This window comes from Pseudoalteromonas sp. SR44-5 (assembly GCF_014163675.1).
In the GTDB taxonomy this organism is placed as follows: domain Bacteria; phylum Pseudomonadota; class Gammaproteobacteria; order Enterobacterales; family Alteromonadaceae; genus Pseudoalteromonas; species Pseudoalteromonas rhizosphaerae.
The window spans coordinates 1-26,585 of the sequence record NZ_JACJDT010000044.1 but is presented as its reverse complement, the minus strand read 5'-3'; the positions used below and the strand labels follow the sequence as shown (position 1 = coordinate 26,585).

Here is a 26,585-nt window from a genome sequence, read left to right as displayed (position 1 = left end):
AAATCATAGCAACATGTCACTTACAAACTAACATGTTGTTATTAGTATCATTGTCAATTTATGGAGTGAATTATGATGCAATTAATAGTGTTACTATTAGCGGTAAACTTAGGGATAACTTACCAATGCTATCGATATGCCAGTATCAAAGGTTACCCGGTTGTAACTTTTACCTGCTTAGGTTTGATCCCCTACTTTAACTTAGTGGTGTGGGTTTATTTGTTATTTTTACCAGATATTACGCCATTCAATAAACAGTTTGAATATGAAGGGCATAACGAAAAGCAGCCTTTATAATACGGCTGCTTGTTGGTCAGGGATAAGTTATTAATTGAGCTCAGTTAATATCAGCTCGGCTAATTAAAATTGGTAGCTAATAGCTTTTTTAGTCAGTTCGCTGGCTTTGATATCGCCGGCGACACACTTTTTAATATCTGATTTATTAAATACTTTTATTAAACTCGTATTTTTATCGCCGAGCCCTTTGAGAACAAAACTCACATGCTCGTCGTTTGGCAGACTACGTAAACCACTACCGTAATCACATAACGTAAGACTGATACTTGTGCTTACTTGCTCCAGTAACTGTTGTTGCTCTGCGGCTTGTTGTTGCTCACGCTCTGCATGCTTTGCATTGATATTTTGCCGTAGCTGTTGCTGCTGTTTAGTGAGTCTAGTTTGTTGTTTTTCCAGCTTCGCGATATCTTTTTCTAACGCTTTTTTGCGTTGTTCAAGCTGTTTCTCTTCGGCGCTATTATCATGGCGGCTGGCAAACTCTAAATCGCGCTTTTCACGCTCTAAATCTCGCAACTTTCGGCCCACATCACGCTCTTGCTCTGCAATTTCGCGCACTTGTTCTGCGCCTTCACGCATTAGCTCCATCGCTTGTTGATAAGCTTCTCGTGATGATTCAACAACATCTTCGGTAATAAACTCTACTTGATCACTGATAATTTCAATATCCATATTAGCAAAATCAATTTCAGGCAGTGGTGGTAACGGCGCATTAGGTGCGTTACTAAAAATAGTCTGCCAGCGGCTAGAGCCTCTTACGTCCAGCTCAAATACCACTCCCTGCTTAACAAAATAGTTGGCTTGAATCGCACGGATCCTTTTATTGGTATCTTGCTTTAACGCGCTGCTTAAAATGTTTTCCATTATTGCTACTTCACGCTGTATTGATGCCAACTCCGCTGGGGCTTGCGCAGATACATTAGCACTTAAACACCCAAGTATGGCCATTATGGCGCTGCTGATAAGTTTTTTATTCATGCTCTATACTCCTAATTTTTCGCAATCGCGGCTGTTGGCTGCTCTTGTACTTGTTCGGCTAAATCATTTAATTGCATCCGTAGATACGCTTGATCTTGAGCTCGCTGGGTTTTGATGTAAGTGATTAAACTGGCAATATCTTCTTGGCGTTCAACTCGTCCTGTTGCAATGGCCTCTTTTGCTAATTGATACATCTGCTGTAGCTGCAATTGATTTTGCGCAGTAATAATTTTTTGCATTTGGTCAATTTGCTTTTGTTGAGACTGCAATAAATGTGTTTGTTTCGTTACTTGTGCAAGTAACCCCTGCGTATCTGATTGCGGTATAACTAAAAAGATTAACGAACAAACCAATACTGATGCTGCAACAGCCCACGCTCCAGCGACGCTAAACACACGCACAGCAGAGAACTGCGATATTGTTGATTGGCGATCCCAGATTGGTACAGGTACAGCCTTATAGTCACGGCTATGCTGTTGCCATACTTGCGCTTGGCTCATCAACGCTGCATATTCGGGAGCATTTTCGAGCTGCTGCAATTGTTTATCGCTCAAAACTTTACCATCTAACCATTGCTCAAAAAGCGACTCTAAACTAGCCATCTACGGCCTCCAAATGAACTTTTAATTTTCCTAATGCACTGTATAACCGCGACTTAGCAGTATTAGTTGAAATATCTAATTGCTCAGCAATCTCTTCAAAGGTGCAATGCTGGAAAAATTTCAACTCCACCACTAAACGCTGCTCCCACGGTAACTTATTCAACATACTTTTTAATTGCTGATGCTGGGCCTGAGCTACACTATTGCCTTCTAATTCACTGTGTTCACAGGCCTGTTCTGGCACATCATCTAAGCTCTGATAATGCTTGCGACGGCGGTAGTATTCAACGCTACGCCGATGCACAATTTGAAATACCCAAGTATTAAAACTCGACTCACCACGAAAGTTCGGCAGACTTTTATACACCGAAATAAACACCTCTTGCATTAAGTCCATGGCATCATCTGGGTTACTTAGCATCCGCAAACAATAGTTATAAACTTGGCTTTCATGCTGCTTAACCAGCTTAAGCCAGGCGCGCTTATTTCCTTGTTGTGCTTTGGCGATTAATGTTTCTATTGATTGAAAAAACACGATTCTCGATGCTTAGTTATTTTACTTATGAGGTTAGTCGATAGAGTGAAGCAGATAGTTTGGAAAAGATAAAAATAAATGAAAATAAATAAAAAAGCTCACCTAAATGAGCTATTCATCCGTCATTAAACGGCATTGTTGCTTTAAAAAGCTTTCTAGCATTTGGCTAAATAAACGAAAATCTCGAATACGACCGGTTGTTTTGCGCCACAGAATGCCAATATCGCGGTATGCGTCACTTTGTGAAGGAGTGGCAAGCATATTTTTGTTCGCTAAAATACCCGCGTTAATCGCCATTTGCGGTAAGAAAGTCACACCGAACTGGTGCTCAACCATGCTAAGTAAGGTGTGTAAGCTCGCCGCTTCAAACGGATTGATACAGCTTGAACGATTTAAATGACAAGCACTTAATGCGTGCCCTGTCATACAATGTTCTCGCTCTAATAAGAACACGCTGGCTTCCGGTAACAAGTTAAAATCTTCTATATTCTTAGCAGGTAAATAGTCTTTATGATGTACTAAGCAAAAGTGATCTTGCGCGAGTACTTGAGTATGAAATTTATCAGTATCGTAAGGTAGTGCCAACAGCGCCATATCGATATGGCCATGCTCGAGTTTATCTAACAAGCTATCACTGGTGTCTTCAACCAGTACCAACTCTAAATCGGCAAACTGTTGCTGACAAAGGTGGTAGAGAGGTGCCGCAATAAAACTAGCAATCGTTGGAATAACTCCGAGGGTGAGCGTACCGCTTAGCGGTGTTAAATGGCTTTTAGTCAGCTCTCTAACACTTAGCGTATCGTCAATAATTTTGCGTGCCCGCTCTACTACCTCTTCGCCGATGGCTGTGAACATCAAACTACGATTTTCACGCTCTATGAGTTGGCAACCGAGTGTTTCTTCAAGGGTTTGAATTGCACTGCTGAGTGTTGATTGACCAATAAAACACGCACTTGCGGCGCGGCCAAAATGTTGATGCTGATGAACTGCCAATAAATACTGCAGCTGTTTAATACTTGGTAAGTTCGTCATACTTTTTGTACCCACAAATAAAAAGACCCCAACACCAAGGGCGTTGAGATCTTTTCAAGCTAAAAGTCTGTAATACTTAAAGACTGCTGGATTTAAACTCCAAAGGCAGTTCTCAGTATGTAGAAAATAACAATAGCAAGGGCAGCGCCAACTGGCAATGTAATTACCCAAGAAACTACAATGTTTCTGATCACACCCATATTAAGTGCAGCAATTCCACGTGCCATACCTACCCCTAATACCGCGCCAACTAAGGTTTGTGTAGTAGAAATTGGCAAGCCTGTTCCCGATGCAATTACAACTGTAGAAGCAGCAGCTAATTCAGCAGCAAAACCACGACTTGGTGTTAAATGCGTAATGCCTTCACCAATCGTTTTAATTACTTTTTTGCCTAAAATTGCAAGGCCTGCAACAATACCGAAACCACCCAGTGGTAAAATCCACCATGCGATTGTCGCTTGCTTAGCTATCTCACCGTTATTTTCAACAATGTTTACAACTGCAGCCAACGGACCAATAGCGTTAGCCACGTCATTAGAACCATGAGCAAATGCCATACAACATGCGGTTAATACCATTAAGATAGCAAACACTTTCTCAACGTTATTAAATTGCATTTTCTTATCGGCTTTTGGATCAATCTTTAACCGAGAAATAACGATTTTACCAATAATACCAACAATAACAGCAATACCGATTGCTAATGCATAACCTTCAACAGCACCTAAATTAATACCAATGTGCTTTAAACCTTTCTTGATGGTTACTAAAGACATGATAAAACCGGCTAAACCCATGTAAATAGGCACATAGCGTTTGGCATTATTAAGTGGTGCCTCGGTGTCAAAAATTAACTTTTGCGCACTCATAAATATTAAGTAGGCAATAAACCCTGAAATCGCCGGGGTAACAATCCAACTCCCCACAATACCTGCAACTTTGTCCCATTGAATCGCTTCGCTGCCAACTGCAACTAAAGCAAATCCGATGATAGCACCAATAATTGAATGCGTGGTTGATACCGGCCAACCTAAGAATGAAGCTATTAGCAACCAACTACCCGCTGCAAATAATGCCGAGATCATCCCTAATACCATAAGTTCTGGCAGGTCTAAAAACGGCGTAGAATCGATAATGCCTTTACGAATTGTCGATGTTACTTCGCCGCCAGCTAAGTAGGCGCCTGCAAATTCAAAAATCATCGCTATAAAAATAGCTTGTTTAATAGTTAATGCTTTTGAACCTACCGATGTGCCCATCGCATTAGCAACGTCATTCGCGCCAATACCATAAGCCATAAAAAAACCGACTGCTGCGGCAATTAAAATTAATACCGTGCCATAAGATGCAATGATATCCATTGTGTAACCCTAATCTTTCGTTATTGAACTGAGTGTAAATTACCGAGCTAACATCAGCTCAAGACGCGAACCAACGCGTTCTGCGATATCCGCAAGCTCGCCGACCCATTCGATGATTTTATATAAAAACATTACATCTACAGGATTGAGTTCATCTTCGACGTCACGTAATTGGCGACGTATTATGATTTGCATATCATCCGTGTCTTGTTCAATTGCATCCAATTCAACGAGCATTTTTTCTACTAAGGTCACTTCACGACCTTTAAAACCAGTTTCTAGTAACTCATCTAACTCATTGATTGCGTTTGATGCTTGTTTAGTTGCATCAACACAGCGAGTTACATAGGCTAAAAAGTTAACTTGAATTTCTTTTGGAATGGTCATCTCACGACCAATTACACGACCAGCAATGTCTTTTGCTTTATTAGCAATTTTATCTTGCTGGGTGACGAGTTCAAGCAGATCTGTACGCTCTACCGGCATAAATAAACCGCGCGGTAACTGTAAACGTATATTTCTTTTCATGTCGTCGGCTTCACGTTCTAAAGTACGAATGTTCAAGCGAATCTCTTCTGCTTGTTGCCACTCTTCTTTAAATACATGATTGAAAAAAGGGATCAAAGCTTTACTTGCTTGATGTACCTTCTTGATGTGATCTTCCATTGGCTTTATAGGAGATTTTGCGAATACCCCTAAAAATGCGTTTGTAGGCATAACTGACCCTTAAATCAAATTAGTATGCTTTGCGGCGTGAATTTTACAGCATTCACCGCGATTGTGAATGCTTTTATTACATCACAGCTGCCGCTACAGCATTATAATTATAACGAAAACATGAAAAGCGACCATTGGCCGCTTTAATAAAACAAGACGGTATCAAAAAATCTATAACGATTTTTCTATATCCTCTTGAGATGTATGACGAATATCTTTGCCATTAACAAAGTAAATAATGTATTCAGAGATGTTTTGACAACGGTCGCCAATTCGTTCCAATGAACGTACCGACCAAACTAAATCCATAATTTTTGGAATTGAACGTGGATCTTCCATCATATAGGTCATAATTTGACGAGTAATTGCTTCATACTCACGGTCAACCTTGGCATCTTCTTTATGTACTTCAAATGCTTTTTGTACATCCATACGTGCAAAAGCATCGAGTACATCATGCAGCATTTTTGAAACTTGGCGACCCATATTTTCGATGTTAACTAATAAATCTTGCTGATCTTTAGTAAATGAATCTAGCGCAACTTTAGCAATACGCTCAGCTTCATCGCCAATACGCTCTAAATCGGCAATGGTTTTAGCAATCGCGACTACTAAGCGTAAATCACTTGCAGCTGGCTGACGACGAGCAATGATACGGGTACATTCCTCATCAATATTTACTTCCATGGCGTTTACTTTATAGTCGTTTTCACGCACTTTACGCGCTAACTCAGCATCGCCATTACTTACCGCATCAAGCGCGCTATTAAGTTGCTGCTCAACTAAGCCACCCATGCTTAATACATGGTTGCGAACGTTTTCTAGCTCTTGGTTAAAGCGGCCAGAAATATGCTTATTAATATTGTGTTCCATTGTTTACCTTCTTATCAAAATCGCTAACGTCACCCAAAAACAGTTTGACTCAGCCTAGCCGTAACGACCGGTGATATAATCTTCCGTTTTCTTTTTCGTTGGGGTAGTAAATAACGTATTGGTATCTGAGTACTCTATTAATTCACCCATGTACATAAAGGCCGTTTGATCAGAAACCCGCGCTGCTTGTTGCATGTTGTGGGTTACGATAACAACGGTAAACTTATTTTTTAAATCGTTGATAAGCTCTTCAATTACCAGTGTTGAAATAGGATCCAATGCTGATGTTGGCTCATCGAGTAATAATACTTCAGGCTCAATGGCGATAGAGCGTGCAATCACTAAACGTTGCTGCTGACCACCTGACAAACCAAATGCACTATCGTGAAGCCGATCTTTTACTTCATCCCACAGTGCCGCGCCTCGCAGTGACTGTTCAACCACCTCGTCTAATTTACGTTTTTCTTTGATACCTTGTAAGCGTAGGCCATAAACCACATTTTCGTAGATTGATTTAGGAAACGGGTTCGGACGCTGGAATACCATACCAACATTACGACGCAGCGCTGCAACATCTACCTTTTTGTCATAGATGTTTTGTCCGTGTAGTAAAATTTCACCTTCAATACGGCAAATATCAACCAGATCATTCATACGGTTAATACAGCGCAACAACGTAGATTTACCACACCCTGATGGTCCGATAAATGCGGTTACTTGGCCTTTTGGAATATTCATATTCACTGAGCTAAGCGCTTGTTTTTCACCATAGTAAAGATCTAAGTTTTTGATCTCGAGTGCCGTTTGCTCGGTGCTTAAATTGTCTAAGTCCAATTTCAAACTCGTGCTTGATTGGTTTACTTGTGGAGCGACTGTAATCATGTTTGTTACCTATAGAATCTTTACTAATTATTGATCAAGCGATCTAAATTTTTCACGTAAATGGTTACGTATGCCTATCGCGGTGATATTCAGTGTAATAATTACTGATACCAATAAGAATGCGGTGGCATACACTAGCGGACGTGCCGCTTCAACATTTGGGCTTTGGAAGCCAACGTCGTATATATGAAAACCTAAATGCATGAACTTTCGATCTAGATGAAAATACGGGAAGTTACCATCGAGCGGTAATGTCGGTGCCATTTTCACCACACCCACTAGCATCAATGGTGCAACTTCGCCAGCAGCACGCGCCACCGCTAATATTAAACCGGTCATAATCGCAGGACTGGCCATTGGCACGATAATACGCCATAACGTTTCAGCTTGCGTTGCGCCCAGTGCTAAAGAGCCATGACGAACCGTACTTGGGATACGTGATAAGCCTTCTTCTGTTGATACAATCACCACAGGCAGCGTTAAAATAGCAAGCGTTAAAGCAGACCAAAGTACCCCTGGAGTACCAAATACTGGACTAGGTGAGGCTTCTGGATAAAACAATTGATCCAAACTGCCACCTAATACATAAACAAAGAATCCTAAACCGAATACACCGTAAACAATTGAAGGAACACCAGCCAAGTTAATGACCGCGATACGGATCATCTTGGTAACCGCATTTTTAGCCGCATATTCATGTAAGTATATAGCTGCTACAACCCCAAACGGCGTTACAATTACAGCCATCAACATTACCATAAAAACAGTACCAAAGATTGCCGGGAATACACCACCTTCAGTATTAGCTTCACGCGGATCATCTGAAACAAATTTACCTAGTTGTACAAAGTAGTGACCTAGCTTTGCAACAAAGCTCATGTCATTAGGAAACCAAAAATCCAAAACCTGATATAAAGGCAAAGTAACAATTTCACCGCGCATATCTTTTACGGTTACCTGATCACGCTTAGCTTGTTTGCGCAGTGCAAACAATTGCTTTTCAAGTACGCCATACTCGGCTCTTAGATCTGCACGCTGTTGCGCAAGCTCAGCCACTCGTTCATCGGTCAGTGCATCATCGAGTAAATACGACTTCTCTTGTAAACGTAAACGCTCTAATTGATAGTTAATATGACCAATGTCACCGTTTTGCAAATCAAGCGCTTGCTCATTAAGCTCAACGGCACGTTCAACTAATTCTTCTAATACTTCAGTTTTATTATCGGTGATCACTTGGCCGTCTTTTATTACTTGTTCGACGTAGCCATAAAAATTACCGTTTTTACTGCGTTCAAACACCGCTATAGCCGCAGGCATGGTATTTGATTTTATGTCAGTTTCTATTACCCAACGAAAATCTAAATCAACGTATTCACGGTTACCGGTTTTAATTAAATAACGCTCTAGTTGCTCTTTATCATAACCAGATAAATCAACACCGGTTGCCTCAAGGCGCGATTTAGGCACCATTTCACGGTCGTATATTTCACCAATTACAGTTTGCTGCGCAACCGAGCCCTGTAGCTCTAATTGCACTACTTGTGATGGCCAGAAAAAGCTTAACCCTTTCCAAGCAATCATTGCTAATAACCCTAAGACAGAAATCAAACTGATACTTACTGCACCACCTGTCATCCATATCCAAGGAGAACCTGACTTAAACCACTGCTTTAACATGTCGTGTCTCCCACTTACATCGAGCTGTATTTATCACGCAACTGCTGACGCACAAACTCAGCAATTGTGTTGAAAATAAAGGTGAATATGAACAATACAAAAGCGGCTAAGAATAAGATCCGATAGTGTGAACTACCCACTTCCGATTCTGGCATTTCTACTGCGATATTAGCGGCTAAGGTACGCATACCTTGGAAAATGCTCCAATCCATTATTGGCGTATTACCTGTTGCCATTAGTACAATCATCGTTTCACCTACGGCGCGGCCTAAGCCCATCATCACAGCAGAGAAAATACCAGGGCTGGCGGTTAATAACACCACACTAACCAAGGTTTGCCATTGTGTTGCGCCTAGCGCCAATGAACCGTTTGATAAATGCTTAGGCACACTAAATACAGCATCTTCTGCGATAGAGAAAATAGTCGGAATAACCGCAAAACCCATCGCAATACCGACTACCAGTGAATTACGTTGATCGAAAGTCAGACCCAATTCGTTAGTCAAATACTGGCGAACATTACCGTCAAACATCCACAACTCAACCACCCCGCTCATCGCAAAGGCTAACCAACCAATCAGTAACAATACTGGTATTAGTAAGATTGAGTGGGCCCCTTCAGGAACTCGGTGACGAAAGCTTTCTGGTAATTTAGTCCACGCAAATGCGGTCGCTAAAATCCCCAGCGGCAGCATAAACAGCAAGCCAACAATCGCAGGTAAATGCTCTTCTATCAACGGCGCAAGCCATAAGCCCGCTAAAAATCCTAAAATTACGGTTGGTAATGCTTCCATAATTTCAACTGTTGGTTTGACTACTTTACGTAATGGACCTGACATAAAATAAGCGGTGTAAATTGCTGCAGAGAGCGCAATCGGCACTGCAAATAGCATCGCATATAAAGCAGCTTTTATAGTACCAAATGAAATTGGCACTAAAGAAAACTTAGCTTCAAAGTCATCACCGGCAGACGTTGATTGCCAAATATAACCCGGCTCTGGATAACCCTCATACCACACTTCTTGCCACAAGGCTGACCAAGTCACCTCAGGGTGTTCATTGTGAATTTCAACCACGGTTAATTTGTCATCAGCTAGAATAAGTGCCGCATTTGAGCGTGGTGCAATAGCAAAGTTTTCAATCGGACCTTCACTGATTTTACCTTGCCATAGTTTTGCTTCACTGGTGGTGTAATACACGCCTAACTCACCATTAGAACTGGTGGTAAAGAACGTACGGCGATAAAACTCAGTGAATATATCTAGCTTAGGCTGCTTTGAGGTTTCAAACGCACGTATTTTCTGATATTCACGGCCATCGTCAGTATTAATTTCAAACCACTGCGAAACTTCACCATTGTCATTCGCTAGCATCAGCGAGTTAGCACCGGCTAATAATTGCGCCGAAACCAAGTTGGCATTTTCTTCATTCGCCGCAAGCATTTGGATCAGCTCAACCTCGCTTGGATTGCGAGTATCGTAAACATAAATTTGATTTGCTGAGCGCACAAAAGTACGGGTGGTATCTGGCGACATTAGTAGTTGGTCTACGCGCCCTTCAACATCAAGTTCAGTGCGTTCAACAACCCATTCAACTTCACCGCTGAACATGTTTTCTTCAGCAACAAAACTGCTAAAAATTACACGCTTATCAGCCGTTTGTGCCACAACAGCGGTTTTATCTTCATAATGGCTAAATGCAAATTGTTTAATGGCAGCACCATTGTCGTCAACCAGCAATGTTTTTTCACCAAGTGGATAACCCAAACGCGGGGTTAATTTACGTTCGTTATTAGGAAAGGTAACTAAGAATTTAGGTGACACTATCATCACCGAACCATTTTCTAGTCCGTATGCGTAATGTCCTTGAAATGGCGCGCTGGATGCAAAACTACTCACTTCGCTGTCAAGTGGCACAACTAAGCTAGCAAGCTTTTTACCAAAGCCCTTTTTCTCAACACTGTAATAATCAACCTTACCTTGTTTGCTCAGTAAAAAAGCAATTTCAGTTTGCTCTTCAATACCTAGGCCAACAATTTGTTCAGCATTACTAAGCGCAAAGCTATCGCGCGTTTCTACTTTCGCTGATTCAAAAATAGGTTGCACAACATACAATAAATAGAAGAATATCAATAGCAAAGCTATCAATACCATAATACCGCCAGCGGTAATGCTAAATTTGGCAAACCGATCTTTAAATAGACGGCTTCTATCCGTATTAAAAGACGGTTTATTCGGATTGGAAGTCATCAAAACACCTATAAATCTTAACGTTGGGTAGATTATATTTCACCAAGATGACAGTATTGTTACAAACGTCATAATTGCTAAGACTTTGTTGTGGTATTCATCATAACAAAACAAACAATGTTTATATTCAATAACTTGAAAAACTTTCAACTTAGTGCTTTATTATTGATAAACAAAAGTTTAGATAATTCAGACTGTAAACTCACACTATTTTACTGTTTTTAAATTGAACTATTGGCAAAAAAATTGGACAAATTTGGGGACTGAGTCAATACTCAATCCGGTTCTTTTTAATCATTCAATAATTTCATGCCTGGGCATTTATTATTTAATTACGGCACTCTTTAGGAATTATCTATATGAAGCAATTGGTTATAACTATTTTGGGACAAGATCGTCCGGGACTTGTAGAAGACATCTCATCTGCAATTTTAAATCATAATGGTAACTGGTTAACCAGTAACTTAAGCCATTTAGCCGGTCACTTTGCTGGCATCATTGAAGTAGCAGTGCCAGCAGAGCATCTGCAAGAATTACAAGATGCATTGCATGGCTTACCACAATTAGAAGTACGGATTGAAACAGGCGCGCATGAATTACCGGACACACCCGCTGAACAGCTTAATTTTGTGATAACTGGTAATGATCGACCAGGTATTATTCAAGAACTTGCAGGAGTACTGCGTCACAAGGGGGCAAATATTACCCACCTAAACTCTAAGCAGCAGAGCGCACCAAACTGGGGTGTACCAATTTTCAGCGCCGTAGCAACAGTTGCTTTGCCAACGGGCATGAATAAAGACGAAGTTGTTGCTGCACTCGAAGCAATTACATCCGACTTAATTGTTGATATTGAAGACGCTTAAGTCACACCTCACAGCCATCTTCTATAGCAAGACAAACATGTAATAAAAGTGACATGTTTGTCATTTTTATGTCATCTAAGTGTTCTATATTTTGTTCAGTTGCTGTCCAAGGAATAGAATATGAACGCCTGCGCTGATGTGTCTCAAACGATTAATTATTTTGCCCCAGAGTTAAGTTGGCTGTCTTTTAATGATCGTGTTTTACAAGAAGCTAAAGATAAAAATAACCCGATTATTGAACGTATTCGTTTTTTGGGGATCTTCTCAAACAATTTAGATGAATTTTTCAGAGTTCGGGTTGCCGATGTAAAACGACGTATTCTATTAAATAAACTACCAGATACTAATTTTGATGAAGATGAAATTTTACTGACCCAAATTCAGCAAAAGGTTTTGCAGCTTGGTAAAAAATTTAACGTTATTCATCAGCAAATTCTCCATGATTTAAATACCCACAACATTCATGTTGACCGTCCTGAACAACTTAGTGAGTTTCATATTAACTGGCTAAAAATATTTTTTCACGACAATGTATTACAGCACATATCGCCGATAATGCTGGATGAAAACAAAGACTTCTCAGATCATATTAACGATACAATGACGTACTTGTTTGTCGAAATGTTGAACGACAAAAGTCATTATGCGATGTTAGAAGTCCCTACCGATCGCGTACCACGCTTTGTAATTTTACCACCCGAAAAAACCCGTCGTCATAAAACCATTGTGATGTTAGATGACATTATTTTGTTTTTTTTAAGTGACGTATTTAGCAGTTTTTTTAGTTTTACTGAGATCCAAGGCTACGCAATCAAGCTGACCCGTGATGCAGAATACAACCTAGATGACGAACTAGAAGAAGGCATTTTAGATAAGATGTCTAAGGGCCTAAAACAGCGTATTTATGCCGAGCCGGTGCGCTTAGTATACGACCAAGCGATGCCCGAGCCAATGCTCAAAGTAATGAAAAAACGCTTAGGTGTTACTCATCACGATGCGTTGATCCCCGGTGGTCGCTATCGTAACTTTAGAGACTTTATTGGTTTTCCCAATGTTGGTCGGCAATATTTAGAAAACAAATCATTACCGACTTTGCAAAGCACAGCATTTAATAATCATGCCAGTGTGTTTGCTGCAATTAGTCAGCAAGATATTCTACTTTATTATCCATATCATACATTTAATCATCTACTGGAATATGTTCGCCAAGCAGCATTTGACCCTCGAGTAACACAAATTAAAGTAAACATTTATCGTGTTGCGAGTAAATCTCGATTAATTTCATCACTGATCAACGCGGCAAAAAATGGCAAAAAAGTCACCGTTATGGTGGAGCTAAAAGCACGCTTTGATGAACAAAATAATATTGAGTGGGCAAAAGTACTCAGTGGCGCAGGTATTAAAGTTATTTTTGGTATACCAGCTCTCAAAGTACACAGTAAGTTATGTATTATTCATCGTCGTGAAAAAGGTCAAATAGTAAAGTACGCGCACATTGGCACTGGTAATTTTCACGAAAAAACCGCCAAAATCTATACAGACTTTAGTTTATTTACTAAACATCAAGGTATTTGTGACGAAAGTGATAGCGTATTTAAGTTTATTGAAAGCAGTTATAAACCGTTTATGTTCGAACATTTGATGATTTCGCCAGTGAACGCTCGACAGCTGTTGCTTGGTTTAATTCACCAAGAAATAACCCATGTTGAAAATGGTCACACCGGTAAAATAACATTAAAAATAAATAACTTAGTAGATAAAGAACTGGTTGATTGTTTGTACTTGGCCGCTCGTAGCGGTGTTAAAATTCGCATTATTGTCCGTGGTATGTGTTCCTTAGTGCCAGGACTCAATAATTTTAGCGACAACATTCGGGTAATTAGTATCGTCGATCGCTTTTTAGAGCACCCGCGAGTTATGATCTTTGGTAATAATGGGGATGAAAAAGTCTATATTTCATCTGCAGATTGGATGACACGTAATCTTGATCATCGAGTTGAAGTTGGCGTGCCTATTTATGATGAAAAACTAAAACAACTCATTGTTGACGTACTTGAACTGCAATTTAAAGATCGTACCAAAGCGAGAATCATTGATAGCGAACAGAAAAATCATTATGTTAGACGCGGAAATCGTAAAAAAATACGTTCGCAAATAGCTATTTATGATCACTTAAAAAAATGGGAAGGCAATTACAATAATGAATGATTATCCCTCAATTGCTGCGGTTGACTTAGGCTCAAACAGCTTTCATTTAGTGGTCGCAAGAGAAGTGGATGGCTCTTTGCAAATTCTCCACAAAGAAAAACAACGCGTTTACTTAGCCGATGGCTTAGACGACAAAAATCAATTAAGTCAAACTGCCATAGATAGAGCATTAACGATATTAAAGCAGTTTGCTACTACGCTACAAGACTTCCCTGCGAGCAATGTAAAAATTGCTGCAACTTATACATTACGACGAGCTAAAAATATTAATTCATTTTTAACTCAGGCAAATAGAGTTTTTCCTTATCATATTGATGTGATCTCAGGTCAAGAAGAAGCGCGCTTAATCTATCAAGGTGTAGCTCATTATGTTCATCACGATGAAAACCGTTTAGTTATTGATATTGGCGGCGGTAGTACCGAGCTAATTATTGGCAAGCATTTTAAACATAAGCTGCTCTCAAGTCGCAATATGGGCTGCGTAAGCTATACCAAGCAATTTTTTGCCGATGGTATTATTAATGATAAACGCTTTAGCAAAGCACAAATAAAAGCAGAGCAAGAACTTGAGGTTATTTTTGCCAATTACATTAGTGCAGGCTGGCAATCGGTAGTGGGGACGTCAGGCACCATTAAATCAATATTAGCCATGATCAACGCTAATGACCCTGAACAAAAAAATATCACACTGGAGCGATTGCTCGAACTTAAAACTCAGTTTATAGCCGCTAAAACTATCGATAACTTACTTATTGAAGGTTTAAGCCCGGAGCGTCAAGTAAGTATTTGCGGTGGCTTAACTATTTTACTCGCGATTTTTCAGCTGTTTAATATTACCGAAATGGATTACAGCGACTTTTCACTACGTGAAGGTTTACTGCATGAAATGCAGCAAAAGTTAGCGCTTAAAGATATACGCACCAATACCATAGCTAATTTAAGCGAAAGAAACACAATAGATAAAGTACATGCACAACGTGTTGCAAATACTGCCGATTGGTTATTCCTACAAGTACAAAAAGAATGGCAGCTCGACTCATTAGATAATCATCAATTATTAGTGTGGGCAGCGCAATTACACGAAGTGGGTTTAGGTATTAACTCATCAGGCTTACACAAACATAGTGCTTATGTTGTTGAAAATAGTCAGCTGCCAGGATTTACTCAACAACAGCAAACATTATTAAGCTGTATGATACGGTTTTACCGTAAAAAAATTCGTTTAGAAGAATTTCCAACTTTACTCTCGGTGCCGCACTTTCAAATATTACAATTAATTGTATTACTCAGACTAGCTATATTATTAAATCAAAAACGCCTTAACGATCAACATCAAGAGTTAGCAGTGTCAGTAAAAGGCAATAGTATGCTATTGCAGTTCCCAGCTGATTGGCTCAATGAACAAACCTTGCTTCATGCTGATTTACAACAAGAGCAAAAATATTTGAAGAAAGTAGGCTTTTTAATCGACTTTGTGTGATTTACAGACATGGCTGAATTTGGATAGCATGCGCTACCCAAATTAGATCTTCTATTACATATCCATATGGCGATTAGCACTTTGCATCATTTGCTTTAATCCTTGATGTTCAAGCTCCAGCAATTGAGATAGTTTCTCTTTACCTGTTGGCGTTTCTGCACGACTAAGTAAGTATTGATAAAGATTGATCACCTTTTGATGCTGATCTGATATATAACCTTGCATGGCTTGCTCATCAACACGCGTATCACGGTTTAAATCTGTAAAATTAATCAGTTCAGAGTTTTCAGCAAAGTACTCGTAACAATAAGTATCTAAGGTATTGATCTCCGTGATGGCTTTAAAACCAACTAAATCCTCAGCCAACTTTTTTTCGTACTTAACAAAATAGTCTGCCAGCATTTGGTTATGCTCTGCTAAATCGTCTCTGAGACTAAAAAAATTTGCCGCCATTTGGGTATGAAATAGTACAGTCCAGTCGTACACTTCTTGTATTGTTTTAACTTGCATGTGCGTTCCTTAATTAACCCTAGTAACCATACTCTTGCGTAAAACGTGCCAATAAAAAGTTAAATTAAAACAGAGAGATATTGAAAGTAAATCACCCAAACTCGTATAAGTTACAAGTCATAGGGTAATTTTTATAGAGTGGTGGTACAAAAACGGTGGCTCATATTTAAATTATGACTAATTGATGTGACATAAAACACTCGCAAATTCTAACCTTAGTAGCCAAGTAGCGTTTCATCTTAAAGCATAAGTAAATGCAAAACATGACATCCCAAGTTTGCTGATAACTTAGCTGACAATGTGAAATCTCTACAACCCTTAGCTGGGAATCATAAATAAATTTTACATCGCTATGCTGGTGTAATTTCTAATGTTTACTAATATTCATTTGTTGATTGATGAAAACAGTAAATTATTTCAGCTTGAGCATATGCTCTTTTTATTGGTGGTTAACGCTTTATGGATAAGTATTCCCTTCGAAAAAAAATATTAATTATTACTTTTTTTTGCTTTTTTATATTTTTTATAGCGATGCTAATACAGAGCTTAAATGCATTACAAAAAAATATAGATTCCGCATTACGAGAAGAAATAAATTTAGTCTCAGATGTATTTACAAATGGGGTTGGTGATTGGATGTATGACAGGCGTCAGGCTGTTATTAAACTGTCTAAAGTTATTGCTGACCATCCTGAAGTAAAACCTTATATTTTGCTTGACCAAGTAAAAGAAAGTTTAGGTTTTTCGCTTGTTTACTATGGTAATGAACAAGGAGAAATGTACCGTAACGACCCTAACCTTAATCCACCAAATTATGATCCCAGAGTACGGAGTTGGTACAAAGGTGCATTAGAAGAAAATGGTAGTTTTTTAGCTGCTCCTTTTGTTTCTGCAAGCACCCAAGAATATGTGGTTACTCTTTCAGAGCCAGTGAGAAAGGAAGGTGAGATAGTTGGTGCAGTTGGCGCTAATTTAACTTTAGCTCAATTAACTAAATATATAAATGCTCTCGATGTACCTGGCGATGGATATGCCATCATTGTTGACAAAAGCGATCAAGTTGTTGCTCATCCTGATACAAAAAAACAAAGTACTAAAGCATCAGATCTCGATAAAAGCTTTACGGGTCAGTTGTTAGAAAAGCTAGTGACTAAGCATACTTTAGAAGAAATGACCTTAGATAATCGCGAGCGACTTATTTTTGCACAGGCTATTCCTAACTCCAGCTGGTCAATTATTTTAGTAATGGACAAAGATACTTTATTTGCACCTGTACGAAGCCAGCTTATTACTCAAGTGATCATCAGCACTGCAATGTTAATATTTGTACTGTTTATCATCTCATTTTTGTTAAAAATCATGCTCAAAAACTTAAGTTCTATCACTCAAAATTTAGATGCTATTGCTAATGGTAATGGCGATTTGACAGTTAGGTTAGAAGTGAATAGTGGCGATGAAATAGGCCAACTTGCATCGAGCTTTAACCGTTTTGTTGAACAATTACATGGCATTATAAGTCGACTGAGTGACGCATCAACAATATTGCTAAGTGAAGCTGGTGATGTATCTACAGCAACAAATAAGCAAAACGATAGATTACAGCGTCATCAAAGTGAAATTCATATGGTTGCAACTGCGGTAACTGAAATGGCTGCGGCAACAAAAGAAATCGCTGCTAATGCAGAACAAACTGCACAATCATCACAAAACTGCGTAAGCGTTACAGAGCAAGGCCGTTTTGGCGTTGAGCAAAGTCAAAAATCTACAAAAGTCCTAGCTGATGAGGTCGAAAAAGCGAGCGAAATTATTCGTGATTTGAATAAACACGCGCAAGAAATAACATCAATTTTATCTACTATCAGCGGTATTTCAGAGCAAACAAATTTACTGGCATTAAATGCAGCAATTGAAGCAGCAAGAGCTGGGGAGCAAGGGCGTGGCTTTGCTGTAGTTGCCGATGAAGTAAGGGTTTTATCACAACGAACTTATACTTCGACTCAAGAAATCCAAGGCATGATTGAGTCACTACAAAGCGCAGCACTAAAAGCGGTAGATGCGACTGATAAAGGTAAAGGAATGGCCAACCAAAGTGTTGAAGATGCTCAAAAAGCGAATCAAAGTCTCGGTAAAATATTAGAATCGGTTAGTGTGATAAATGACATGGCAGCACAAATTGCCACCGCCGCTGAAGAGCAATCAGCTGTCACCTTAGAAATCAGTCGCAATACTGAGACAATCCGAGGGGTCGGTGATGAAATGTTTGAAGCAAGCCAATTAGCTGCTGAACAAGCTCAAAAATTACACGACTTAGGAAGACAGATTAACAATGAAGTGAGTAAGTTTAGACTGTGAAGTGAACCTTTAGATTATCAGTAAAATAAACTTAATTTTGAATGCTTAAAAATTAAATTTTAATAAGCAACTGAATAAAAACAAATTTAGTAACAAAAATAATTAGAGGTTTATATGAAATCAGAACTTAGTCCACTTTTTGTAGGGGTTATTCTAACGTCTTTTCTTACTATTACTAGTAATGTAAAAGCAGCTGAGCCAAGTATCAAGGATATAGATTTTTATGCTTCTATACGTTTAGGTGTAGATAATATTGACGCAGGTACATCTGATGATGGGGCTAATGGCCGCGACTTTTTGAGTCGTATAGGTGCTAAAGCGAGTATCAAAATAGATGACAATTTAACAGCAGTCACGAGAGTTGAATATGGCCTGAGAGAAGAGAATGCAGTTGATTTAACTCAAAATAATGGCCCGACTCTTCGTCAAGCCTACGTTGGTTTGAAAGGTGATTTTGGTGAAGTTTATTTCGGGTCTCAAACTTTATTATGGAATACCTATGTTAGAAGCGCTTATTTTTCAGATGGTATAGATACTATTCGACAAGGTAATGTACGAGACGATGATTTACTACAGTATTTTTATAAACAAGGTAATTGGAACTTTGGTGCTGGGTTACAATTTAAAGGGCAAGATGGAAGCTCTGTTGATCAAATGCAATTAGGTGGAGAATATAAGTCTGGACCTTATAAAGTGCAAGCGGCTTGGTCTAAAGATAACCAAGGCGATAATAAAGGTAACCTATATGGGTTGCGTGGTTGGTGGGATGTTAATGATGCTGTGACATTGTCAGCTTTTGTACATAAAGCAACCAACATCTACGATATTTATGGGGGAAGTAGTACTGGAACGGTTCGATTGAAAGATGCTGATGTAGAGGGTAATAAGAATGCAATTAACGCATGTAGCTCTGAAGATAGAACAAGTAGTGGTTTATATGCCAGTTACCTATTCGGTAAAAATAAAATCCATACTCGTTATGCTATAGACAGTTGTGATATATCAGGTGATGTAGATTCCGTTAAAATCGAATATATACGTTATTTGAGTAAAGCTTTAAGGGCTTGGGTAGCATACGAAGACTTAAGTAACGATGAACAACGCAAACCTACTACTAGCTCCGGCAAAGACATGTCTCAATTACAAGCTGGCGTTAGATTTGATTTTTAAACAAGCAAATCTACACATTACCTATCGATTACTTTCAAAAGTATATCAACATTGAATCGTCGCAGTACCCGTTTTACGAGGTTCTGCGACTCTGGTCAAACAAAGTTTGATGGGCTCTGTATTTTTAATTCAACTTACGAATTTAGGCCCCGCTTTCGCCATAACAAATATACGGCTGGCAGTACCAACAATGTTAATACAATCGCGCTGAACATGCCGCCGACCATAGGAGCGGCAATGCGGCTCATTACTTCACTGCCGGTGCCTGTGCCGTAAAGTACGGGGAGCAAACCGATTATAATAGTGGCGACTGTCATCATCACTGGGCGTACTCGCAGGCCTGCGCCTTCGACTATGGCTTGTTTAAGCTCCGCAAAACTAAGCGTTGTACCTGCTAGCTTGGCTTGAGCACACTTTTCTTGGTAGGCTTGATTTAAGTACACCAGCATAATCACGCCAATTTCCACCGCGACCCCGGCAAGGGCAATAAAGCCCACCCCCACGGCGACTGAGAAGTTAAAGCCCTCTAAGTACATTAACCAGATGCCTCCGATCATCGCCAGCGGTAAGGTTGCTATTATAATTGCCACTTCTACAAAGCTTCTAAAGTTGAGGTACAACAACACAATTATAATCGCTAAGGTCAGTGGTAATACATAGGCGAGCTTTTCTTTGGCGCGCTCCATGTATTCATATTGCCCTGCCCAGGTTATTGAATAACCTGCTGGTAGCACTAGTTTTTCGTCAAGCACTTTGCGCGCATTGTCGACATAACTACCAATATCAATGCCATCAATATCAATAAAGCTCCAGCCGTTTAAGCGGGCATTTTCGCTTTTTATGCCCGGCGGACCATCTTCAATAAATACGTCAGCCACATCGGCAAGAGCAATGCGTTGCCCTGCAGGAGTGACTATTGGCAATAGCATCAGTTCTTCGGGGGAATCCCGGTAGTCTTGCGGATAACGTAAGTTTACCGGGTAACGCTCTTGCCCTTCGACCGTTTCGGTTACATTCATGCCGCCAATTGCGGTGGCAACCACTTGCTGCACATCGGCAATATTTAAGCTGTAACGGGCGGCTTTTTCACGGTTGATATCGACCTTTATATAACGCCCACCCGCTACTCGCTCAGAGTAAACGGAAGCCGTGCCGGGTACATCTTTAAGTAACACTTCAATCTGCTGGCCAATTTTTTGAATCTCGCTCAAATTTGGTCCCGCAACTTTAATGCCCACAGGGGTTTTAATCCCAGTTGCCAGCATATCAATACGAGTTTTGATCGGCATCACCCATGCATTAGTCAGGCCTGGAAACTTCACTAAGCCGTCGAGTTCTTTTTTCAACTTGTCTAAGGTCATGCCTTCACGCCATTGATCTTTTGGCTTAAGCTGAATAAAGGTTTCAATCATGGTCAGTGGCGCAGGATCGGTTGCTGTTTCTGCCCGGCCGACTTTACCAAACACGGTTAACACCTCTGGCACTGTGGCGATGAGCTTATCGGTTTGTTGTAAAATCTCGCGCGCTTTCCCAATAGATAAACCAGGATAAGTCGTCGGCATATACATTAAATCGCCTTCATCCAGCGGTGGAATAAACTCACTGCCAATTTTATTGACCGGATAAAAGCCAATAACAGCGACCACCACAGCCAGTACTAAAGTCATTTTAGGGAACCGCAAAACCGTGTTCAGCAGCGGCTTGTAAGCATTCACTAGCAAGCGGTTTACTGGGTTGTTTTGCTCAGAAATAACTTTGCCGCGTATAAAGTAACCCATTAATACCGGTACTAAAGTGATTGCCAAGCCCGCAGATGCGGCCATGGCATAGGTTTTAGTGTACGCTAACGGAGCAAACATCCGGCCTTCTTGGGCTTCTAAAATAAACACTGGCATAAAGCTCACGGTAATAATCATTAAGCTAAAAAACAGCGCTGGACCGACTTCACTGGCAGCATCGGTGACAACTTGCCAGCGGTTTTCATCGGTTAGTGGCATTTTTTCCATGTGTTTATGCATGTTTTCGATCATTACAATCGCGCCGTCGGTCATCGCGCCAATGGCGATAGCAATACCACCGAGCGACATTATATTGGCGTTTATGCCTTGCCAATACATGATGATAAATGCCGTTAATATTCCCAGCGGTAAAGTGATAATTGCCACCAAGGACGAGCGTACATGGAACAAAAATACGATGCAGATAAGCGCCACTACCACTAGCTCTTCAAATAGTTTGCTGGTGAGGTTATCCACTGCATTTTTGATCAGATTAGAGCGGTCATACACAGGCACAATTTCTACCCCATCGGGTAAGCCTTTGCTGAGTGATTCAAGTTTTGCTTTCACCAGCTCTATGGTTTTTTGTGCGTTTTCGCCATAGCGCATCACCACTACGCCACCAGCTACTTCGCCCTCGCCGTTTAGCTCAGCAATGCCACGGCGCATTTGTGGCCCAAGGCGAATATCGGCTACATCGCGTAATTGCAGCGGTGTGCCGTTGGCATTCACCCCAAGTGGAATTGCCTCTAAATCAGCGACGCTTTTTATATAACCGGTGCTGGTTACCATGTATTCGGCTTCGGCCATTTCCACCACCGAAGCGCCCATTTCTTGGTTACCTTGCTTAATTGCGGTTTGAATTAAACTCAGTGGTATACCATAAGCACGCAGTTTATCTGGCTCTACATTGACTTGATATTGCTTCACCATACCGCCCACTGAGGCCACTTCTGACACCCCTGGTACGGTTTGCAATTCAAACTTTAAAAACCAATCTTGCAAGCTGCGTAACTGGCTAATGTCGTGCTGATTGGTTTTATCCACCAGCGCGTATAAATAAATCCAACCTACACCGGTAGCATCTGGGCCCAGCTCTGCGGTTGCGCTGTCGGGCAAGCGGCTTGCTACTTGACTTAAATACTCTTGCACTCGACTTCTAGCCCAGTAAAGATCGGTGTTTTCATCAAAGATGACATATACGTAGGAATCACCAAAAAATGAAAAACCACGTACTGTTTGCGCCCCGGGTACTGAGAGCATCGCGGTGGTAAGTGGGAAAGTAACCTGATCTTGCACCACCTGTGGCGCTTGCCCTGGGTATGAGGTTTTTACAATCACCTGCACATCGGATAAATCAGGTAAGGCATCAACTGGGGTTTTTTTTACCGCAAATAAACCACTGCCAATGAGTATTGCTGTTAGCAATAATACAAAAAAGCGATTGGTAACGGACCAACGAATAACTGCTGCTATCATAAAGCCTCCTAATGTCCGTCATGCGATGACATGGCGCTATTGTCACTAGTTCGCATGCTTGATTCAGTATCGATACGCTGGATCACGAACTCACCATCTTGCACACTAAAAGTAAATGTCAGCTGTTGCTTCGGCTCAAGGCTACTTAAATCAATATGTTCAGCAAACATAAAGTCCATAGTGGCCGGATCTCGGTGCCATTTCTCAATTGCACCACGGCTAATATTGGCAGTGCGCTGGGCTTTATTAATGCTGTTGATAGTACCGGTTACGGTCGCCATATTTTGCGCTTCGCTCATCATATGGGTGGAATCCATAATATGAATGCCGCTAATCATATAACTGCTATCGGCTTTTTTAGTCAACTCAAAATGCAGTGTTTGCCCAGCTTGCAGCGCTTGAAAATCAACGCTATCGGCAACCGTAAAGTCCATTTTCATACTAGGCCAATCGAGCTCTTCAATAGGGTCATGGCTGATATTCACCATACGGCGATCTGCCATTACACTATTAACGACTCCTTTGCCCCACACGCTAGTGGTAGCTTCTGGTGTTTGCATGCGCTTAAAATCAGAGCTTTTGCTGGATTCTGAATCTAACAAGAATTGCGCTGACGTCACCACTTCATCATCGGCTTTAACGCCCGCTAAAATAACGGCGTTATGGCTATCACTGCGGCCCAGTTCGACTGCCACCGATTTAAAGCGTCCTTCGCCTAAAGCGATAACAACACGGTCTTGGGAACCGGTGCGGATCACCGCTTCTTTAGGTACTATAAGTTGTTGCTCAGCAGCTTTAGCATGGATGCTTACTTGCGCAAACATATTCGGTTTTAGTTGGTGATCTTGATTATTAAAGCGTAAACGCACCCGCAAAGTACGGTTTTTGGCATCCAATGTTGGGTAAATATAATCGACCTTACCGCGCCAGCTTTGTCCGGCAATATAATCTAGAGTCATAGTCACCGGTAAACCGACTTCAATAAGCTGCGCTTGCCGCTCGAATACCTCGGCTTCTACCCAAACTTCATCAAGTTGAGCAATACTCATCATTGAGGTGCCTGGCTTGACATAAAAACCTTCGCGCACATTAAGTTCATCAACCACACCACTTTGGCGAGCATAGAAGGTAATATTTTGCATCACCTTTTTATTAACTTGTAGGCGCTCGACAAAACCATCCGACACATTCAGTGCTTTTAAGCGCGCTTTGGCTGCACGAATAAGCACGGTGTTATTACGATCAACAGCCAGTACAAATTCTTCTTGAGCATTTACCAGTTGCGGAGAGTATAAGGTATACAGCGGTTCCCCTTGTTTTACCTGATCGCCAGCGGCTTTAACGTACAGCGTTTCTATCCAGCCTTCTACACGCGGGTGAATATGCACTAACTGATCTTGATTGTATTGTACGTAGCCCACCGTTTTTACTTCACTTTGCAGTGCCTTGAGCTGTACTTTAGCCGTTCTAACCCCTAAATTATTAATAACAGCAGGGGAAATTGTCACAGCACTGGGACCATCTTGATTGTTGTCAGCTCCTTCACTATACACAGGTACTAAGTCCATCCCCATTGGTGAAAGCCCTGGTGCATCACGGCGATAATTACTATCCATAGGCGCAACCCAATATAATGGTTTTTTCTCTGCGCTGATCACCTCAGGCTCTGTACTATTACCGAAAAAATACAAGCCACTAGCAGATATTCCTGCACCTATAAGTACTGCGATAAGCAATTTTAAATTAGTGTTCACGGTGCTCTCCTGCTAATTGCTCAACCATCACAGCAGCATCTTTGCTACTAGCGTAATAATTCAGGCGAGCAATAATAATTTGTTGATCAATCTCTATGTTTAACGCATCAATTTTGGCATTCAGTTCGCTAATTCGGGCGCGCATTACTTCTGAAAAGTCACCATCATCACGGGTATAAGCATTTAATGTAGCTTGTGCTTGCTCTGCCATTTGTGGCAATAATTTAGTTTGATAAAGTGCATCACGCTTTGCTAATTGGGGCAACTGACTAAACTCTTTAAAATACATCCCTTTTAGCTTTTGTAATGCAATTAGTTTTTGAGTTTTCACCGCCTCAGCCATAGCTATCGCCGCATTAACTTGTTGGTCTTGGCGGTTATCAGTAAATAGTGGTAAATCAACACTCACACCAACTGAAAACAGATCCGCTCGGGAATCCCCCATTGGCGTATCATCGCGATAACCATAGCCCATATTTACCCCAAACTGCGGTTTATAGCCTTGTTTTGCCACCTCAACTTCTGTTTGTTTAGCCGCTACTGTTTTATCAAGCGCGACAATCGCTGGATGCGCCATTAATAATGGCATCAACTGTGCAAATTCAAGTTGTGAAAAATCAACTAAAGGCGCTATATCATGACGTTTTGCGCTGACAGGCTGAGTTAACATGTTGATTGGTAACCATTGCGATAAACGCTTTTTCGCGCTTTCGAACTGCAGCTCTAACATCATTAATTTATCTTCAAGGCGGGTTAACTCTAGCTGCGCTCGAATAATATCTTGTTGGCGGGTGTTACCTACTGAGCTGGCATAACTCGATTCAGTAATATCAATAAGTTGCGAGAACAATGCTTTATCTTGCTCAATTAACGCAATACTTTGCTGGGCACGATACGCATTGAGCCAAGATTCAATAACAATGGTTTTTACTTGAGCGAGTCTGTCGGCTCGTAGCCAAGGATATTGCTGCGCTGACTGCGCTAACGCATGCTGCTTAAGCGCTAAGCTATCGCCACGGCTAAACATTTGGCTCACGCCAACTTTTAATTGGGTCATGCCTTCTTGGTCAAAAGCAAAACCGTCGGTAGGTAAATTCATTAAGCCCACCGTTAATACTGGATCCGGCAGTGTGCCTGCCGCTAAACTTTGTGCTTGTATAGCAGCTTGTTGATATTTGCTGGCGGTTAGCCATGGCTCATTATCAAGTGCATAGCTGAGCGCTTCATCAAGGCTTAATTCATTACTGTGTGCTGGAATTGCAGTTGTTAGCATAAGCGCTAAAAAACTGACTTTAAATACTGCGAAGTGATTCATCACTTACTCCACTAAAATTAAAAGACAACTAAATTTAGGGGCAGAAAAGGTGATTTAGGTAAATTTTAGACGCACCTATCCTGCAATTAAGCAGGCATAGGAGGGCGATACAGTGAACTGGCTATACGATGTTGATTTTGCGGGATATAAAGTTGTACTTTTTCAGACGTCGTCAGTATAACGGTAACTAACACACTCATGTTTAACATTGAGTGAGTACTGCAGGCGCTCATTGGACAACCACACTCTTGATTAGCGGTTGCGTCATCGTCACAACAATCCATGTTCATCATACCCGCAGACATGTCGTGATGCATATCACTACTATCAGCCATAGTTGCTTGCGGTTGACTCATGTGTGGCATATCACAACTCATAGTTACAGACGCAACCGCTTGACCCACTAAAGTGAGCAATAAAACGACTGTGAATAAACTAATATAAATGCGTTGCAAAAAAGTGCCTTTTATAAA

The 26,585-nt window shown here is 40.7% G+C and carries 21 protein-coding genes; 6 read left to right on the top strand and 15 right to left on the bottom strand.

What is annotated here, in order from left to right; all coding sequences use genetic code 11:
• The first annotated feature begins 72 nt into the window (after positions 1-72).
• Positions 73-297, top strand: coding sequence for a hypothetical protein (locus tag H5154_RS18365; protein ID WP_145238241.1), 225 nt, complete (start codon positions 73-75; stop codon positions 295-297).
• Positions 298-360: 63 nt separating this feature from the next.
• On the opposite strand, the gene H5154_RS18360 is transcribed toward H5154_RS18365, so the two are convergent.
• From H5154_RS18360 to H5154_RS18315, 10 genes are all read right to left on the bottom strand, one after another.
• A complete protein-coding gene (locus tag H5154_RS18360; protein ID WP_182719205.1) occupies positions 361-1,272 on the bottom strand; it encodes a hypothetical protein in 912 nt (303 codons plus the stop codon).
• 11 nt (positions 1,273-1,283) lie between these two features.
• Positions 1,284-1,874, bottom strand: coding sequence for a hypothetical protein (locus tag H5154_RS18355; RefSeq protein ID WP_182719204.1), 591 nt, complete (start codon positions 1,872-1,874; stop codon positions 1,284-1,286).
• Positions 1,867-2,409: an RNA polymerase sigma factor gene (locus H5154_RS18350; protein ID WP_182719203.1), complete on the bottom strand. Its 543-nt coding sequence runs from the start codon at positions 2,407-2,409 to the stop codon at positions 1,867-1,869. The genes H5154_RS18355 and H5154_RS18350 overlap by 8 nt, the downstream gene beginning before the upstream one ends.
• A 111-nt stretch (positions 2,410-2,520) precedes the next feature.
• Positions 2,521-3,441 (bottom strand): hydrogen peroxide-inducible genes activator, encoded by a 921-nt coding sequence (locus tag H5154_RS18345; protein WP_182719202.1) that lies wholly within the window; start codon positions 3,439-3,441, stop codon positions 2,521-2,523.
• A gap of 92 nt (positions 3,442-3,533) precedes the next feature.
• On the bottom strand, positions 3,534-4,802 hold the full coding sequence (locus tag H5154_RS18340; RefSeq protein ID WP_182719201.1) for an inorganic phosphate transporter: 1,269 nt from the start codon (positions 4,800-4,802) through the stop codon (positions 3,534-3,536).
• A gap of 39 nt (positions 4,803-4,841) precedes the next feature.
• The gene (locus H5154_RS18335) at positions 4,842-5,519 is read right to left on the bottom strand and encodes a TIGR00153 family protein (protein ID WP_145238222.1); all 678 of its coding nucleotides are present in this window, start codon (positions 5,517-5,519) and stop codon (positions 4,842-4,844) included.
• 171 nt (positions 5,520-5,690) lie between these two features.
• Positions 5,691-6,392, bottom strand: a complete 702-nt coding sequence (gene phoU, locus H5154_RS18330; RefSeq protein WP_064668157.1) for a phosphate signaling complex protein PhoU — start codon at positions 6,390-6,392, stop codon at positions 5,691-5,693.
• A gap of 54 nt (positions 6,393-6,446) precedes the next feature.
• On the bottom strand, positions 6,447-7,274 hold the full coding sequence (gene pstB, locus H5154_RS18325) for a phosphate ABC transporter ATP-binding protein PstB (protein ID WP_145238219.1): 828 nt from the start codon (positions 7,272-7,274) through the stop codon (positions 6,447-6,449).
• Between the two features lie 27 nt (positions 7,275-7,301).
• A complete protein-coding gene (gene pstA / locus H5154_RS18320) occupies positions 7,302-8,951 on the bottom strand; it encodes a phosphate ABC transporter permease PstA (RefSeq protein WP_149980527.1) in 1,650 nt (549 codons plus the stop codon).
• A 14-nt stretch (positions 8,952-8,965) separates the two neighbouring features.
• On the bottom strand, positions 8,966-11,200 hold the full coding sequence (locus H5154_RS18315) for an ABC transporter permease subunit (protein WP_182719200.1): 2,235 nt from the start codon (positions 11,198-11,200) through the stop codon (positions 8,966-8,968).
• Positions 11,201-11,559: 359 nt separating this feature from the next.
• Between H5154_RS18315 and H5154_RS18310 the strand changes: the two genes are divergently transcribed.
• The 3 genes from H5154_RS18310 to H5154_RS18300 all read left to right on the top strand — a co-directional run bounded on the left by H5154_RS18310 (position 11,560) and on the right by H5154_RS18300 (position 15,754).
• A complete protein-coding gene (locus H5154_RS18310) occupies positions 11,560-12,066 on the top strand; it encodes a glycine cleavage system protein R (RefSeq protein WP_149980525.1) in 507 nt (168 codons plus the stop codon).
• A 120-nt stretch (positions 12,067-12,186) separates the two neighbouring features.
• Positions 12,187-14,274 (top strand): polyphosphate kinase 1, encoded by a 2,088-nt coding sequence (ppk1, locus tag H5154_RS18305; RefSeq protein WP_182719199.1) that lies wholly within the window; start codon positions 12,187-12,189, stop codon positions 14,272-14,274.
• Positions 14,267-15,754 (top strand): exopolyphosphatase, encoded by a 1,488-nt coding sequence (locus H5154_RS18300; RefSeq protein ID WP_182719198.1) that lies wholly within the window; start codon positions 14,267-14,269, stop codon positions 15,752-15,754. Before ppk1 ends, H5154_RS18300 begins: the two co-directional genes overlap by 8 nt.
• A gap of 54 nt (positions 15,755-15,808) precedes the next feature.
• Here H5154_RS18300 and H5154_RS18295 read toward each other — a convergent pair whose 3' ends face one another.
• Positions 15,809-16,264 carry a hypothetical protein gene (locus tag H5154_RS18295; protein ID WP_145238201.1) on the bottom strand — a complete coding sequence of 152 codons (456 nt, stop codon included), beginning with the start codon at positions 16,262-16,264 and terminating at the stop codon, positions 15,809-15,811.
• Positions 16,265-16,723: 459 nt separating this feature from the next.
• Between H5154_RS18295 and H5154_RS18290 the strand changes: the two genes are divergently transcribed.
• Positions 16,724-18,616 carry a methyl-accepting chemotaxis protein gene (locus tag H5154_RS18290; RefSeq protein WP_182719197.1) on the top strand — a complete coding sequence of 631 codons (1,893 nt, stop codon included), beginning with the start codon at positions 16,724-16,726 and terminating at the stop codon, positions 18,614-18,616.
• A gap of 114 nt (positions 18,617-18,730) precedes the next feature.
• Positions 18,731-19,786 (top strand): porin, encoded by a 1,056-nt coding sequence (locus H5154_RS18285; protein WP_182719196.1) that lies wholly within the window; start codon positions 18,731-18,733, stop codon positions 19,784-19,786.
• 134 nt (positions 19,787-19,920) lie between these two features.
• On the opposite strand, the gene H5154_RS18280 is transcribed toward H5154_RS18285, so the two are convergent.
• From H5154_RS18280 to H5154_RS18265, 4 genes are all read right to left on the bottom strand, one after another.
• The gene (locus H5154_RS18280; RefSeq protein WP_182719195.1) at positions 19,921-23,043 is read right to left on the bottom strand and encodes an efflux RND transporter permease subunit; all 3,123 of its coding nucleotides are present in this window, start codon (positions 23,041-23,043) and stop codon (positions 19,921-19,923) included.
• Positions 23,044-23,051: 8 nt separating this feature from the next.
• Positions 23,052-24,797 carry an efflux RND transporter periplasmic adaptor subunit gene (locus H5154_RS18275; protein ID WP_182719194.1) on the bottom strand — a complete coding sequence of 582 codons (1,746 nt, stop codon included), beginning with the start codon at positions 24,795-24,797 and terminating at the stop codon, positions 23,052-23,054.
• Positions 24,787-26,112, bottom strand: a complete 1,326-nt coding sequence (locus H5154_RS18270; protein WP_182719193.1) for a TolC family protein — start codon at positions 26,110-26,112, stop codon at positions 24,787-24,789. Before H5154_RS18270 ends, H5154_RS18275 begins: the two co-directional genes overlap by 11 nt.
• Before the next feature lie 86 nt (positions 26,113-26,198).
• The coding region (locus H5154_RS18265; RefSeq protein ID WP_310736623.1) for a hypothetical protein at positions 26,199-26,585 on the bottom strand (387 nt) is incomplete at its 5' end.

What these genes read in the sequence shown, in the direction of transcription:
- H5154_RS18365 (WP_145238241.1), top strand. Translation starts at nt 73, where the DNA reads ATGATGCAATTAATAGTGTTACTATTAGCGGTAAACTTAGGGATAACT.
- H5154_RS18360 (WP_182719205.1), bottom strand. Translation starts at nt 1,272, where the DNA reads ATGAATAAAAAACTTATCAGCAGCGCCATAATGGCCATACTTGGGTGT.
- H5154_RS18355 (WP_182719204.1), bottom strand. Translation starts at nt 1,874, where the DNA reads ATGGCTAGTTTAGAGTCGCTTTTTGAGCAATGGTTAGATGGTAAAGTT.
- H5154_RS18345 (WP_182719202.1), bottom strand. Translation starts at nt 3,441, where the DNA reads ATGACGAACTTACCAAGTATTAAACAGCTGCAGTATTTATTGGCAGTT.
- H5154_RS18340 (WP_182719201.1), bottom strand. Translation starts at nt 4,802, where the DNA reads ATGGATATCATTGCATCTTATGGCACGGTATTAATTTTAATTGCCGCA.
- H5154_RS18335 (WP_145238222.1), bottom strand. Translation starts at nt 5,519, where the DNA reads ATGCCTACAAACGCATTTTTAGGGGTATTCGCAAAATCTCCTATAAAG.
- phoU (WP_064668157.1), bottom strand. Translation starts at nt 6,392, where the DNA reads ATGGAACACAATATTAATAAGCATATTTCTGGCCGCTTTAACCAAGAG.
- pstB (WP_145238219.1), bottom strand. Translation starts at nt 7,274, where the DNA reads ATGATTACAGTCGCTCCACAAGTAAACCAATCAAGCACGAGTTTGAAA.
- pstA (WP_149980527.1), bottom strand. Translation starts at nt 8,951, where the DNA reads ATGTTAAAGCAGTGGTTTAAGTCAGGTTCTCCTTGGATATGGATGACA.
- H5154_RS18315 (WP_182719200.1), bottom strand. Translation starts at nt 11,200, where the DNA reads ATGACTTCCAATCCGAATAAACCGTCTTTTAATACGGATAGAAGCCGT.
- H5154_RS18310 (WP_149980525.1), top strand. Translation starts at nt 11,560, where the DNA reads ATGAAGCAATTGGTTATAACTATTTTGGGACAAGATCGTCCGGGACTT.
- ppk1 (WP_182719199.1), top strand. Translation starts at nt 12,187, where the DNA reads ATGAACGCCTGCGCTGATGTGTCTCAAACGATTAATTATTTTGCCCCA.
- H5154_RS18300 (WP_182719198.1), top strand. Translation starts at nt 14,267, where the DNA reads ATGAATGATTATCCCTCAATTGCTGCGGTTGACTTAGGCTCAAACAGC.
- H5154_RS18295 (WP_145238201.1), bottom strand. Translation starts at nt 16,264, where the DNA reads ATGCAAGTTAAAACAATACAAGAAGTGTACGACTGGACTGTACTATTT.
- H5154_RS18290 (WP_182719197.1), top strand. Translation starts at nt 16,724, where the DNA reads ATGGATAAGTATTCCCTTCGAAAAAAAATATTAATTATTACTTTTTTT.
- H5154_RS18285 (WP_182719196.1), top strand. Translation starts at nt 18,731, where the DNA reads ATGAAATCAGAACTTAGTCCACTTTTTGTAGGGGTTATTCTAACGTCT.
- H5154_RS18280 (WP_182719195.1), bottom strand. Translation starts at nt 23,043, where the DNA reads ATGATAGCAGCAGTTATTCGTTGGTCCGTTACCAATCGCTTTTTTGTA.
- H5154_RS18270 (WP_182719193.1), bottom strand. Translation starts at nt 26,112, where the DNA reads ATGAATCACTTCGCAGTATTTAAAGTCAGTTTTTTAGCGCTTATGCTA.